The sequence below is a fragment of the Culturomica sp. genome (assembly GCF_003524185.1).
In the GTDB taxonomy this organism is placed as follows: domain Bacteria; phylum Bacteroidota; class Bacteroidia; order Bacteroidales; family Marinifilaceae; genus Culturomica; species Culturomica massiliensis.
On record NZ_DOED01000030.1, the window covers coordinates 58793 to 73215 of the forward strand.

At 43.1% G+C, this 14423-nt stretch carries 11 protein-coding genes; all 11 read right to left on the minus strand.

Annotation, left to right across the window (positions count from 1 at the left end; all coding sequences use genetic code 11):
- Nucleotides 1-32: 32 nt before the first annotated feature.
- The 11 genes from DD657_RS10075 to DD657_RS10125 all read right to left on the minus strand — a co-directional run bounded on the left by DD657_RS10075 (nt 33) and on the right by DD657_RS10125 (nt 14396).
- Nucleotides 33-2693, minus strand: coding sequence for a calcium-translocating P-type ATPase, PMCA-type (locus tag DD657_RS10075; RefSeq protein ID WP_287049783.1), 2661 nt, complete (start codon nt 2691-2693; stop codon nt 33-35).
- A gap of 175 nt (nt 2694-2868) precedes the next feature.
- Nucleotides 2869-3201 (minus strand): hypothetical protein, encoded by a 333-nt coding sequence (locus tag DD657_RS10080; RefSeq protein WP_147379451.1) that lies wholly within the window; start codon nt 3199-3201, stop codon nt 2869-2871.
- Nucleotides 3202-3354: 153 nt separating this feature from the next.
- Nucleotides 3355-5058, minus strand: a complete 1704-nt coding sequence (gene ftcD, locus DD657_RS10085; protein ID WP_021988695.1) for a glutamate formimidoyltransferase — start codon at nt 5056-5058, stop codon at nt 3355-3357.
- 29 nt (nt 5059-5087) lie between these two features.
- Entirely contained in the window at nt 5088-6341 is a 1254-nt protein-coding gene (gene hutI, locus DD657_RS10090; RefSeq protein ID WP_068692112.1) for an imidazolonepropionase, read from the minus strand.
- Between the two features lie 111 nt (nt 6342-6452).
- Complete coding sequence (gene rodA, locus DD657_RS10095) at nt 6453-7874, minus strand: rod shape-determining protein RodA (protein ID WP_068689474.1); 1422 nt, start codon at nt 7872-7874, stop codon at nt 6453-6455.
- A gap of 12 nt (nt 7875-7886) precedes the next feature.
- Nucleotides 7887-9737: a penicillin-binding protein 2 gene (gene mrdA, locus DD657_RS10100; protein WP_118774572.1), complete on the minus strand. Its 1851-nt coding sequence runs from the start codon at nt 9735-9737 to the stop codon at nt 7887-7889.
- Nucleotides 9738-9789: 52 nt separating this feature from the next.
- On the minus strand, nt 9790-10296 hold the full coding sequence (locus DD657_RS10105) for a hypothetical protein (protein WP_021988699.1): 507 nt from the start codon (nt 10294-10296) through the stop codon (nt 9790-9792).
- An 11-nt stretch (nt 10297-10307) separates the two neighbouring features.
- The gene (mreC, locus tag DD657_RS10110) at nt 10308-11132 is read right to left on the minus strand and encodes a rod shape-determining protein MreC (protein ID WP_287049786.1); all 825 of its coding nucleotides are present in this window, start codon (nt 11130-11132) and stop codon (nt 10308-10310) included.
- Nucleotides 11133-11226: 94 nt separating this feature from the next.
- Nucleotides 11227-12249, minus strand: coding sequence for a rod shape-determining protein (locus DD657_RS10115; RefSeq protein ID WP_009136110.1), 1023 nt, complete (start codon nt 12247-12249; stop codon nt 11227-11229).
- Between the two features lie 4 nt (nt 12250-12253).
- Nucleotides 12254-13789: a bifunctional phosphoribosylaminoimidazolecarboxamide formyltransferase/IMP cyclohydrolase gene (purH, locus tag DD657_RS10120; protein WP_287049788.1), complete on the minus strand. Its 1536-nt coding sequence runs from the start codon at nt 13787-13789 to the stop codon at nt 12254-12256.
- Between the two features lie 127 nt (nt 13790-13916).
- Nucleotides 13917-14396: a Rieske (2Fe-2S) protein gene (locus DD657_RS10125; RefSeq protein ID WP_021988702.1), complete on the minus strand. Its 480-nt coding sequence runs from the start codon at nt 14394-14396 to the stop codon at nt 13917-13919.
- Nucleotides 14397-14423 lie beyond the last annotated feature (27 nt).

Here is a 14423-nt window from a genome sequence, read left to right on the forward strand (position 1 = left end):
AAATTAGGAGAAATCGGAGTATTACTCCGATTTCATTTGTTGTTATTTTTGAATAATCTGAGAATTTCTCCTATCCAAAGAACGAGAGAGCTTGCTCCGATTATAATTCCCCAGTCTTTTAAGGAAAGAGGAACCGTACGAAACACTTCTCCGCCGAATTGTACAATTAAAAATTGTCCTATAGGTATTATAAACATTACGATTAAAAAGCCCGTACAGTTTTTCAGGTTGGCAAAAGCCGAGCCGTGTGAAAGAAAGGCTTTGGCATTGAACATATTCCAGAACTGCAACATGACGAAGGTCGTAAAAAATAGGGACGACCCGACAAGAGCTTTGCCCTGTGCATCGACAAATGTGTCGGCAAGATAGTACATCATTCCCAATAACAATATCGTAAAGCTGAAACCGATCCCCAGAATGTAGTTCCGCATTTTGGGACTGATGATAAAGTCCGAAGGTTTCCGCGGTTTTTCATCCATCACTTTCGGATTGGGAGGGAGCGAAGCCAATGCAGCAGCAGCAAAAGTATCGATAATCATGTTTACCCAAAGCATTTGCGTAACGGTCAAAGGTAATTCGTGACCGATCATGGAACCGATCAGTACAATCAATAAAGCCGATAAATTGATGGTTAACTGGAACAGTATAAAACGCTGGATATTGTGATATAAGGAGCGTCCCCACATAACAGCCGTTGCGATGCTGTTGAACGAATCATCGAGTAAGGTAATATCGCTGGCTTCCTTGGCCACGGATGTACCGGTACCCATTGACAAACCGACGTCTGCGTGATTCAATGCCGGAGCATCGTTGGTACCGTCTCCTGTAACGGCAACCACAGCACCGGTTTGCTTGAGTAATTCTACCAGTCGCTGTTTGTCCGTCGGCCGGGCACGACACATGATTTTAAGTTTCAATACTCTCTGAACAGCCACTTCATCCGGTAATTTTTCAAAGTCGATGCCCGTAATGATTTGTTCGTCCGTATCCGTTTCTTTCCAGATGCCGATTTGCCGGCCGATCTCCCGCGCTGTTGCCGGGGTATCACCGGTAACGATTTTTACACTGATCCCGGCATTCAGACATTTTTGTACGGCCTCCGGAACATCCGGACGCACCGGATCGGAAATCGCTGCAATACCTAAGAACGTCAGGTCTTTTGAAGCGATGGATTCGATTTCATCGTAATTTTCATCCTCCAATATTTTATATGCGAATCCCAGGGTACGCATCGCCTGGTTTTGATAATCCAGCAGTTGTTTTTCAACGGTGGCCTGATAAGCCGTAGCTTCAGCCAGGCCTTCAACTGTCAATACCCGGTTGCATTTGCCGAGAACGATTTCCGGCGCTCCCTTCATGTACAGGATCGGTTTATCCTCCGGCGAAGAACGGACAATGGTGGCCATGTATTTACGTTCGGTGGAGAACGTAAGTTGTTCCAGTACTTTGGTATTTTCCCGGTAATCCATATAGTTGACTCCTTGTGAATACAGCCAAAGGAGTAGGGCTGCTTCTGTCGGATTTCCCAGGGTTTTGATTTTTTCCGAATCGTTATACTCCAGGTAAGCCGTAGAGTTGACAGAAATACCTTCACGAATTAATGTGCTGGCTTCATCTTCACCGAGTTGCTGTCCGGATAAGGCATAAAAATTCGTTTGATACACCTGCATTTGATTTTGGGTAAGTGTACCGGTTTTATCGGTACAAATGACCGTTGTCGCTCCCATTGTCTCACAAGCGTGCATCTTTCGGACCAGATTGTTCGTTTTCAGCATTTTACGCATACTTAATGCAAGACTTAATGTAACGCTCATAGGCAGACCTTCGGGCACGGCAACAACGATAAGAGTGACAGCGATCATAAAATATTGCAGGATGCGTCCGGCTGTATCCAGTGTAAAGATATTATCCGCTGTAAATGCGCCTGTAAAGATATCTTTAGTAAGTAAACCGATAAATGTAGCACCTGCAACAATAAAGCCGACAATACTGATGAATTTGGCCAGCTTTTCCAATTGCTTGCTGAGCGGAGTTTTATCGTTGTTGATTTCTGTCGATTTTTCAGCTACTTTTCCGAATTCAGTCGCATCTCCGACTTTTTCAATCCGGTAGATACAGTGTCCGTTTACAATGGTGGTACCTCTTAAAATTTTGTTTGAAGGATAGGTCGCTTCTTTATCAAATTCAGCGGGATCGGTGGTTTTATCGATCACCGGCTCTCCGGTCAGAGTCGATTCGTTTACCTGTAAGGAGATAGCCTCCAGCAATTCACCGTCGGCCGGAATTTCTTCACCCGTTTCGAGGACAACAATATCGCCGACTACGATGTCCTTTTTAGCTACTTCGTGAATGTTGCCGTTGCGAAGCACCTTGATCAATATGTCGTCGTTGACCTGGTTCAGTAGTTCGAACTTTTTGTTGGCATCCATTTCAAACCAGAACCCGACTCCTGTAGCCAGAAAAATAGCCACAAAAATGCCGATAGTCTCCGCATATTCGCTGTGTATAATGGAAATTATCAAAGATAAAGTAGCAGCAACCAGCAATATCTGTATAATCGGGTCTTTGAATTTTTCCAGAAATAATTTCCAGAGGGGAGTCCGGGGCGGCGGTGTCAGTCTGTTTTCTCCGTATTTTTTCCGGCTTTCTTCAACTTCTATATTGTTTAAACCTGAATAATGTCTGGTTTCCATAGTCAATCGGTATGTTTTGTTCAAAATTAATGATTTTACCTGTGTTTAAATAAATATCGGGCATTTTTGATACGAACTTTTTCTGCTATCGTTTCAGTCAGGACATGTAGAAACAGAATTATCGTATCCTTGAAATGTAAAATGCTATCCGGCGGTTCTTTGACGTAATTTATGGTCAAATCCGGTAAACACATAAAACGGAAAGGGAGACCTGTTTGTTTTTACAGGGAGTTGTTAGCGACTTCGAAATATCCGAGCCAAAGGGACAGCTTGCCGAAGTATATAGTCTGGCTGAAAGCACCGGTATATTGGCTTTTCTGTTACGGGACGACGGTGCGTATATATAGTCGTCATCATCCTGCCAGTGGTATTCGGCAAAAATTTCCAGTTCTGCCTGTACGGTTGTAGAGATTATTGTCCGCTCCGTTTGTTCCGGCTGCCGGTGAGAAAAAAATGTCAATACCAATAGTGGTACGAAAATAAAATATAGAAAGTCGCGTTTATCCATACGGATGCAAATATAAAAGAAAACTATGGATATATAATTGATTTTAAATTGTAAATTTCCGACTTTAGGGGTAAGGTTGAAACGGTCCGTCAAATTAAAAAAGTAATCCCCGGTTATCGTTACATAACCGGGGATCTGGTATAATTGGAATTATCAGATTTTTGAATTTACGATTTGCAGGATTTCGGCTTCCAGTTGATTGGCTTTGGCGGCAATCGTTTCTCCTTCCTGAATGATTTTTTCGGCGAATGCTTTGTCTTCCAGACCGGCAGCATTGATTTTTACATTTAAGAAGGCTCCCATAACGCCGGCACGGGCTGCCAGTGCACCGACTCCCGCATCCGTTACGGAGTTCGGATTACCGATTTCAGCCATAGCTTTTGCCACCGACATGCATTCATAACACAGGTTCATGGTTTTAAACGGCACTTCTGTCGCATAACGGGTTGCCTCCTGTACGGCTTGCTGACGGGCGGCTTTTTCTTCGTCGGTCTTCTTGGGAAGACTGAAAGCATCCATGATTTTATTGAATGCATTGGTATCTTCATCGACTAATTTAATCAGTTCCGTTTGGTAAGATTTGCCTTTTTCGGCCCAGTTGCTGAATTCTTCCCAACGATCGTCCCAACCCCGTTTGTGAGAAGAGAGGTTGGCAACCATGGCTCCCAGAGCTGCTCCCAAAGCCCCCATGTAGGCGGAAATCGAACCACCTCCCGGAGCCGGGGATTCGGAAGCCGTTTCATCCGCAAAATCGGTCAGATTCATATCGATCAGTTTCTTTTTACCTTTTCCGGCTTCGTCTTCCAAAATATATTCAATGATTTTTTTATGCGGATCGAAGGGATAGAGTTCATCCAATCCCAGAGATTTTACGGCAATTTTTATCAGTTCTTTATCCGAAACTCCGGTAGAGCGTTGTTGTTTGCGTAAAAAATAACGGCCGGCATCCAGCATAGCCTGTAACGGAATAACGCCTACCAATTCCGAACCGGTCACTCTGATTCCCCGGTCAGCGGCTTTACGGCATACTTCATCAAAAGCTTCATGTACCGATGTTACCGAAATGTCTGTTAGATTCATAGAAATTTGTGCTATACCGTATTCTTCGATAAACCAGCCGATGGCTTTGACGGATTTTAAAGTACCCGGGATCATGACTTGTTTACCGTTTTCATCCAGCACTTTTTTACCGGTAACAGGATTACCTTCCCGTTTTACCCGGCCACGTTCGCGGACATCAAATGCAATGGCATTTGCCCGGCGGGTAGAAGTGGTATTTAAGTTTACGTTGTAAGCCACTAAAAAATTACGGGCACCTACGGCTGTAGCACCTGTTTTAGCCGTCCAGGCATTCAATTCCCGGGGGCCGAAATCCGGATGCCATTTTTCACTCGGTAAGCGTTCGCCCAAAGCTTCGTATTCGCCGGCACGACAGGTCGCTAAATTCTTCCTTTCAGGGGTATAGGCGGCCGATTCGTAACAGTATACCGGTATATTGAGTTCATCTCCGATACGTTTTGCTAATTTACGGGCATATTCCACCGTTTCTTCCATTGTAATATTGGAAACGGGTACCAGAGGGCACACATCGGTAGCTCCGAATCGGGGATGCGCCCCTTTATGCTTTGTCATATCAATCAATTCCGCTGCTTTTTTTACAGCCCGGAAAGCTGCTTCACAGACCGGTTCCGGTTCTCCGACCATCGTAACGACTGTACGGTTTGTGGCTTTACCCGGATCAACATCGATAACACTGATTCCCTCTACGGTTTTCATGGCATCGGTGATTTGATTGATGATGTTCATGTCATTTCCTTCGCTGAAATTCGGAACACATTCGATTAGTTGCTTTTTCATATCAATTTTATATTTTCAATTTTGATGTTTTAAAATTCTTCTCCTTTTAAGAATACGGTATCGATCAAATTGCTGGTGTATGCGTAAGGAAGATATTCGATACCGGGGATCGGCTTGGTGATGTAAAAATTGGCCTGTTTACCGACGGCAATACTCCCGGCTTCTTCCTCGACACCCATTGCGTAAGCGGAATTGATAGTCGTAGCATGGATGACTTCTTCGGGGAGCATCTTGTAATTGATACATCCCAAAGACATGATAAATTTCATGTTTCCGGAAGGAGAGGACCCTGGATTGTAATCGGAGGCCAAAGCAACCGGTAGTCCGGCCTCAATCATTTTCCGGACCGGCGAGTACGGCATATTCAGGAAAAAGGCTGCTCCCGGCAATACTGTCGGCATAGTTTCACTTTCCAACAGGCATTCGATTTCTTCGGGACCGATGTATTCCAGATGATCTACAGAAACGGCATTGTATTTTACTCCGACTTGTACCCCCCCCGAATAATCCAGTTCGTTGGCATGTATCTTCGCACGCATTCCGTATTTCATACCTGCATTTAACATACGGTCTGTATCTTCCACGGTAAAAAATCCCTTGTCACAGAATACGTCGATATAATCCGCCAATTCCTCTGCAGCGATAGCCGGAATCATCTCGTTGATAATTGTGTTTACGTATCCGGTTTGGTCATTGCGGTATTCAGCAGGCACGGCATGTGCACCCAAAAAAGTGGATTTGATCAGGAGCGGAGTTGCTTCTTTCAAACGCCGGATGACACGAAGCATTTTCAATTCACTTTCGGTTTCCAGACCGTATCCGCTTTTAATCTCTACAGCACCGGTTCCGAATGCAGCAATCTCTTCGATCCGGGCCAGGGCCGAATCGAATAATTCCTCTTCGGAAGCTTTACGCATCCGCTCGGCCGAATTCAGTATGCCACCGCCTCGCCTGGCTATTTCTTCATAAGATAATCCCCTGATTTTATCGATATACTCGATTTCCCGGCTGCCTGCATATACCAGATGGGTATGCGAATCGCAGAAGGATGGTAAAACCAATCGCCCCGTCGCATCGACTTCTTTTAAGAAATCAGTCCCTTTTTCAATGGCTTCTTTATTCAAAGTCTCCATTTTTCCGAAAGCAGCGATTTTCTGGTCTTCAACCAGCAAATATGCGTTTTCGATACATTCCAGGTGTGCCATATCCTTGCCGGCAACCCAAGTCCGGGGTTCTTTTTCTACCTGTACTAATTGTTTTATATTCGTAATCAGTGTTTTCATAAATTTTTCTATTTTTTTGCCTGAAGGCACTAAAGTAGAAAAAAAGTAGCACATTTAAAACGTTTGTGTAAACGCTTTTAAGTTTTATTCGTTTTTACCCGGCTACAGGGATTAACTGAATACCTGCAACCGATTTGCATCCAAACGTAAAAATATAAAAATCAGTATTGTAAATGCCCATAAAGAAGAACCTCCATAACTGAAGAAGGGCAAGGGAATCCCGATAACTGGAGCAATACCGATTGTCATACCGATGTTAACGGCCACATGAAAAAAGAGAATACACGCAACAGCATATCCGTAGACCCGGGAAAAATCGGAGCGTTGACGCTCGGCCAGGTTGATAATCCGTAATATAAAAGCCAGGAATAACAGTATAACAACGGTGCTTCCGATAAAGCCCCATTCTTCGCCGACGGTGCAGAAAATGAAATCGGTACTTTGTTCCGGCACGAAATTGTACTTTGTCTGGGTACCCTGCAGATAGCCTTTGCCGAAAAAGCCACCCGAACCGATGGCTATTTTGGATTGGTTTACATTGTATCCGGCTCCGGTCAAATCCGTTTCAATACCGAGCAGATTGTTGATACGGTCCTTTTGGTGGGGTTGAAGCTTATCGAATGCATAGTCGACCATAATGGTGGCTCCGATACATAGCCAGGAAGCCAATACAATGAACAGTATGTGCTTCATTTTCCTTTTGTATATGAAATAGATAGCTACAATATTTGTCACCAGATAGGAGTAGAGCAGCAAACGTTCTTCCGAAAACGGCAGATCAAACAGCCAGCGGATAAACATCAAAAACAGGAAACACCCGGTCAGAAAGATAAATACCCGGTACAGTTCGCCCTTGTTTTGCCGGTAATAAAAGAATGCGATCATTGTGGAGGCTATGATGATGATCAATACCGTCAGGGGAGTATATAACAATGTAAAAATAAACAGAACTATGGTGATAAAGAACAGGAGCAGAATCGATCCGTGTAATCCTTCCCGGTACATGACTAATAAAAATGCACTGTATACCAAAGCCGAGCCCGTATCGTTCTGCAAAATAATCAATGCTGCCGGGATAAACAGAAGAAGTCCGATTTGCAGCAAACTACTGAATCGCATCATTTTAAAGCCATGCCGACTCATTACGTTCGCGACGGCCAATGCCGTGGCAAATTTTCCGAATTCGGCCGGTTGTATCCGTATATCGCCGATTTGAAACCAGGAACGGGCACCGTTAACTTCGTGTCCAAAGAGTAATACGGATACCAAAAGACCGATCATCAACCCGTACAATACAAAAGAAAAGGCTGTAAAAAACTTACTGTCTGTCAATAAAATAAAGAACCCCAATACAAATGAAGCACTGATCCAGATCAACTGTTTACCGTATTTCTGGGATATATCCAGTATGCTGCTGTGATTATCATCGTATACTGCGGCATAGATATTCAACCATCCCATAAAAACCAACACGACATATAAAAATATGGAGAGCCAGTCGATGTTTTTTATCAGTTCATTCTGTCTGTTCATACGGTATAAAAATTAGTCTTCCGCTTCTTCTCGTTTATCTGTTGTTTTTTTGACCGGGGTGTGGATCAGATCCGCTTCCAGCATTTTCTTTTCCAAAGCCATTTTCCGGGAAGAGATTTTTCCCGTCAAATATTTTTCAATCAGCAATCCTGCAATCGGAGCTCCGTATGTCGATCCCCATTCTCCGTTTTCTACATATACCAAAATGGCGATTTTAGGATTTACTTTCGGGGCAAAAGCGAAGAATGCCGAGTGATCCAGTCCGTGAGGATTCTGAATTGTTCCGGTTTTTCCGCATACGGTAACGGAATCACAAGCTGCAACACGGGCGGTTCCGCCTTTGACAGCCTCTTCCATGGCATCGGCAATGACATCGAAATATTCCTTTTTGATGTTTAAGTCGTGGCGCACGATTCTGGCCCGGTGTTCGGGGTCAGCCGGACGCACAATATGCGGGGTCAGATAAGATCCTCTGTTGGCAATACATGTAACGATATTCGCCATCTGAAGCGGAGTGATCAACAGTTCTCCCTGGCCGATGGAAAGGGACATGATGTAAGTGTAATACCAGTTGTGCGTGCGGAACACTTTGTCGTAATATGCCTGTGTCGGTATCGAACCGGAAGATTCGTTCATAAAATCCGGACAAATCCGTTGTCCCAATCCGAATTCCAGGACATAATCCCGCCATTTTCCATACGCTTCCCGTACATTCGCATATTTGTTATTCTCCAATATCCGGCGGAATACATTTACGAAATAAGGATTACATGAATTTTGAATTCCTCCTTTCAAATCCAGGGGAGAAGCATGTCCGTGACATTTCATAAACTGCCCGTTGAAAGAATTACCTCTGTGACATTCGTATTGGGTGGCCGGAGTGATTACACCTTCCTGCAATCCGATCAGGCCTTGAATCGTTTTGAAAATAGAACCCGGAGGATAGGTCGCCGTAACGGTACGGTCGAATAATGGCAGATTCGGGTCCTGTTGTAATTTCCGGTAGTTTTCACTTCGCTCCAGACCGACCAGAAATTGCGGGTCGTAACCGGGGCTGGATACTTTCAGCAAAATTTCTCCGGTTGAAGGTTCTATGGCAATGATCCCGCCTTTCTTATTTTGCATCAGCCGGTAAGCATATTCCTGTAAATCGATATCCAGTGTCGTCGTCAGGTCGCCGCCGACAACTGCCGGAATATCGTATTCTCCGTTTTTGTAGGAACCTTTGATGCGGTTATAATTATCCACCAATAAGATTCGTTTTCCTTTGGTTCCCCGCAAAATCTTTTCGTAACTTTTCTCCAAGCCGTTTACTCCGATATAGTCGCCGGAAGTATAACTGCTGTCTTTTTCAATTTGGCTCTGACTGACTTCTCCGATATAGCCGAATACATCTGCAGAATGAGCTACGTTGTATTTGCGCAGGGTTCTGGTCTGGATAAAAAAACCGGGGTATTTATACAGTTTTTCCTGAAGTTTGGCGTATTTGTTATCCGTGATCTGGGAAATTAAGATGGATGCTTTATAACGGGAATACCGTTTACATTTTTCCATGTTTTTTACCAAAACTTCTTTCGGTATTCCCAGTATGGAGATCAGTTCCAGCGTATCGAAATTTTTTACCTGACGGGGAATGACCATCAAGTCATAAGCAGCCTGATTGTATACCAATAATTTATGGTTCCGGTCATAAATCAATCCTCTGGCCGGATATTGGGTTTCCACCCGTTGTGAATTGTTGATGGCTGAAAGCTTATAGGATTCATCAATTACCTGTAATTTGAATAACTGAATAATATATATCCCGAATACGAAAACAATCAATCCGGAAATAACAGCCTTTCTATGTGAGAATTTGTTCATGGGTTCCCTGCGGAGTTATAATGTTTGAATAACCACCAATTCAAATCGTTCGTTACTCCTGTTTTTTCTTCAAAGCAATAAAATAATACAGCATGATAAAGAAACCGGATACAACAGTACTGCACACGATACGTAGCAAGGTGATGGAGAAATTAGCGAAACTGAAAGCTTCTGCCAGCATCAGTACTACGTTGAAAATAAATACGGACAATGTCGTATACCTGAAAAACCATCCGAATTTCCGTACCTTTTGTGCCCCCTGTATGTCGTCGATCTGATCCCGGTTTGAAGTCAATTGCAACAATTTAGGACGAAGATAGGCTATAAACGTCGTAGCTGCAGTATGAATTCCCATTGTATTATTAGCCAAATCTATGATAAAACCGAACAGAAAAGCCAGTAGCAATACAGACGTTTTCTTCATGGTATAGGGTAATATCAGAATGGCCAAAATATAAATGTTGATGTAGATGTATGAATTCAACTGTATATTATCCAAAATAGCCAACTGAATAATAAACAGGCAAACCACATGAATAAGATATTTTGTACTGTTCATTAGATTACACTTTATCTTTCGTCATAACTGACTTTTTCCAGAGTTTCTTTTTCTTCTTTCTTCCGGTTATCGACGATATACACATCCGATAATTTACCGAAATCAGTTGCCAGTTTTACTTTTATAGTAAGAAAGTTGGCGGTTTCCCTATCAACCGTTTCTACAAATCCGATTAATTCCCCCTCGGGAAAAATAGAGGAGAAGCCTGAAGTTACAATTGTATCTCCCTGAGCAACATCAACATGAAAGGGGATATCGTTAAGATAGGAATACCGGTAATCGTTACCGTCCCATTGTAAGGAACCGTAATAACCGTTTTTCTTTATTTTAGCGGATATTTTCAGATTTGTATTGATCAGGGGAAGAACAACGGCATAGGTATTACTGATATTTTGGATAATGCCTACAACTCCGTCCCGGGAAGTTACTGCCATTTCCTTGCGTATACCGTTTACAATGCCTTTATCCAGAGTGATGTAATTTTTGGTTTTGTTAAAGTTGGCATTGACCGTCCTGGCGTTCATATACAGGTAATCTCCTTCGGATTTACTGGTGTCTATAGACACAAACGGGTGAGAGGATTTCAATTCTTCAATTGTATTCTTTAAACCGGTATTCTCTGCAACTAATTTTTCGTTTATCACTTTCAGATTAAAATATTCCCCGATATCGGAGATATACGAAGAAATATGACAAAACAGGGAAGAGCTCTGTCTGAAAAAAATGGTTCTCTGGTAGCGATTGTGTTGTACAATCATAGAGAAAGCCACAATTTCCAACAGTATAAAAAATATAGTAAAATGATACTTTAATATAAGTTTTATAATATTTTTCACGATTTCCTATTTGTCTTAAACGAAAATATCCGGCAGATGATTCCTGCGGATATTTTCATTCGGTATTTACAGATTCATGGATTGTTCTGCTGTTTTATCGGATCAGGAATGAGAACTTGTCTACATTTTTCAAGGCTATTCCTGTTCCTCTGGCCACAGCCCGAAGCGGGTCTTCTGCAATGTGGAAAGGTATATTAAGCTTGTCAGACAAGCGTTTGTCCAGTCCTCTCAACAAAGCACCGCCCCCGGCGAGGTAAATGCCTTTGTTCACAATGTCGGCATATAACTCAGGAGGAGTCTGTTCCAGGGCCCCCAGAATGGCAATTTCAATTTTGGAGATGGATTTCTCCAGGCAATGAGCTATTTCCTGATAGGAAACGGGCACTTCTACCGGCAGTGACGTCATCTGGTTCGGGCCTTGTACGATAAAATCGGCAGGGGGCTCATCCAGTTCGGACAACGCCGAGCCTACATGAATTTTGATTTCTTCGGCGGTACGTTCTCCGATTTTAATATTGTGCTGATGACGCATATATTCCTGGATATCGTCCGTCAAATCGTCACCGGCAATACGGATGGATTTGTTGGTCACGATACCTCCCAGTGAAATGACTGCAATTTCAGTCGTACCACCGCCTATATCTACGATCATATTACCTTCCGGAGCCTCAACATCCAAACCGATACCCAAAGCCGCTGCCATCGGTTCATAAATCATATATACATCCCGGCCTCCTGCATGTTCGGAAGAGTCGCGTACGGCACGTACCTCCACTTCGGTACTTCCCGAAGGAATACAAATAACGATGCGCAAAGAAGGTGAGAAGAATTTGTTATTGATATTCGCCATCTTGATCATACCGCGGATCATTTGTTCCGCAGCGTTGAAGTCGGCGATAACTCCGTCCCTCAATGGGCGTATTGTTTTTATATTATCATGGGTTTTTCCCTGCATTTGCCGGGCTTTTTCTCCGATAGCAATTACTTTTTCCGTGCGACGGTCGATGGCTACGATAGAAGGTTCGTTAACGACCATCTTGTCGTTATTTATTATAATGGTGTTGGCCGTACCCAGGTCGACCGCTATATCTTGTGATAAAAATGAAAATAATCCCATATTATTAATGTTTGAAATGTCTCATACCTGTAAATATCATTGCAATGCCGTATTTATCGGCAGCTTCTATCGATTCCTGATCCCGAACGGAACCTCCGGGCTGGATAATGGCTGTGATACCCGCTTTGTGTGCAGCTTCAACACAATCGGCAAAAGGGAAGAAGGCATCCGAAGCCATGGCACTACCGGCAATGCGGTCACCTCCCTGGCGAATTGCATTTTCCAATGCCCAGATTCGGCTTACTTGTCCCGGTCCGACACCTGTCGTACATTTGTCTTTTGCAATTGCAATACCATTGGATTTAGTATGCTTTACAACTTTCCAGGCAAACAATAAATCTTCCATTTCCCGTTCGGTCGGTTGCCGTTTGCTTACCACTTTCAGCCCGTTTTCCGGTAACAATAAAGTGTCCTGATCCTGAATCAGCAGGCCGCCTAATACGGTTTTTGCTTTGTGTGCTTTTTCGTCTTTCGTCAATATGTCTTCCAGTTGTAATAACCGGATATTCTTTTTCTTCGATAAAATTTCCAAAGCTTCCGGTGAATAAGAGGGAGCCACAATTACTTCCAGAAATGTCCGGGCCATCATTTCGGCTGTTTCCCGGTCTATTTCCCGGTTTGCAGCAACGATACCGCCATATATGGAAACCGGATCAGCCTCATAAGCTTTCCGGTAGGCTTCGGCAATTGTAGCTGCACTTCCGACTCCGCAAGGATTGGCATGTTTGGCAGCAACGACAGTCGGCTCTTCAAATTCTTTCAGGGTTTCCAGTGCTCCGTCGGTATCACCGATGTTGTTATATGACAATTCTTTTCCGTGTAGCTGAACGGCTGCGGTCAGCGTACCGGCCGTACCCTGTATGGCAGTGTAGAATGTCGCTGCCTGATGCGGATTTTCCCCATACCGTAAATCCTGTTTCTTTTCATAGGTAAGGGTCAAGGTTTGCGGAGACTGTATATTTAATTTTTTAGAGAAATAATCGGCGATGAGTGCATCGTAGTGAGCCGTATGAATAAATACTTTTGCCGCTAGCAGTTCTTTGGTAGCGGCAGAAGTATCGCCCGATTCCTGCAATTCGGAAATCACCCGGTCATAATCGGCCGGGTCGGTCAATACGGTGACAAATCTGTAATTCTTAGCAGCAGCCCGTATCATTGTCGGACCGCCGATATCGATGTTCTCGATAATTTCTTCGTGTGAGACTCCCGGTTTCAAAACCGTTTGCTTAAAAGGGTAAAGGTTACATACGACGATATCGATGGGTTCTATTCCTAAATCGTGCATCTGTTTGAGATGATGTTCATTATCTCTGATAGCCAGAATGCCACCTTCAACATTAGGATGTAAGGTCTTTACTCGACCGTCGAAACATTCGGGGAACTTTGTCAGTTCTGAAATATCCTGAACTTTAATGCCTTCTTCTTTCAGTTTTTTTGAGGTTCCTCCGGTAGAAATGATTTCCCAACCCATGGAATTCAGTGACTTGGCAAAATCAATAATTCCTGTTTTATCATAAACGCTTATTAATGCTCTTTTCATCCGGACGTTTATTATTTTTAGTGTGTAATTTTCTGTTTCGCCGCAAAGGTAAAAAAAAAGAATGTTTTTTCTTTAATAATTTCGCAGATAGTATAATATTTTTATTTACATTCCACTTCGCAGTATTTTAGTTCCTGACAATCAGTTTTTTACCTACTTTAGTAATGGAATAGGACTTTAAAGGGTATATCTTTTCGGTATTGGTGATAGCCTGACCGGAAAACAATTCAAATTCCGTACCGCAAACCGGACATACAGCCGTTGTTCCTTTTAAATCCTTGGCGGTAATAAAAGACTCTAAATCGCTGCAATTGGTGCAGGTTGCGTCATAGCAATGAAAATCTTCCAAATCAGATGTAAATACGATGATGCCGTGTCCTTTGTATCCGATAGCTGTCGGATTAGGCGTAGAGGTTGCAAAATAACGGGCTATGTTTTGCCAGGATAAAGGATCGTCACCTCCCGTACCGAAAGGAATTTCCGTGTAAATCTGGACGTAAGGAATGATATGATCGCCTCCCAGTTTATTACCGTATTTATCTCCGCAACTCATATTTATAGACAAAAAAATGGCAGAGAGTAAAAAAATAACTATTTTTGACTTCATAACAGGTAATTTTTCAAACATCTGCAA

Excerpts from the sequence above, each read along its gene's own strand:
- DD657_RS10075 (WP_287049783.1), bottom strand. The coding sequence starts at position 2,693 with ATGGAAACCAGACATTATTCAGGTTTAAACAATATAGAAGTTGAAGAA.
- DD657_RS10080 (WP_147379451.1), bottom strand. The coding sequence starts at position 3,201 with ATGGATAAACGCGACTTTCTATATTTTATTTTCGTACCACTATTGGTA.
- ftcD (WP_021988695.1), bottom strand. The coding sequence starts at position 5,058 with ATGAAAAAGCAACTAATCGAATGTGTTCCGAATTTCAGCGAAGGAAAT.
- hutI (WP_068692112.1), bottom strand. The coding sequence starts at position 6,341 with ATGAAAACACTGATTACGAATATAAAACAATTAGTACAGGTAGAAAAA.
- rodA (WP_068689474.1), bottom strand. The coding sequence starts at position 7,874 with ATGAACAGACAGAATGAACTGATAAAAAACATCGACTGGCTCTCCATA.
- mrdA (WP_118774572.1), bottom strand. The coding sequence starts at position 9,737 with ATGAACAAATTCTCACATAGAAAGGCTGTTATTTCCGGATTGATTGTT.
- DD657_RS10105 (WP_021988699.1), bottom strand. The coding sequence starts at position 10,296 with ATGAACAGTACAAAATATCTTATTCATGTGGTTTGCCTGTTTATTATT.
- DD657_RS10115 (WP_009136110.1), bottom strand. The coding sequence starts at position 12,249 with ATGGGATTATTTTCATTTTTATCACAAGATATAGCGGTCGACCTGGGT.
- purH (WP_287049788.1), bottom strand. The coding sequence starts at position 13,789 with ATGAAAAGAGCATTAATAAGCGTTTATGATAAAACAGGAATTATTGAT.
- DD657_RS10125 (WP_021988702.1), bottom strand. The coding sequence starts at position 14,396 with ATGAAGTCAAAAATAGTTATTTTTTTACTCTCTGCCATTTTTTTGTCT.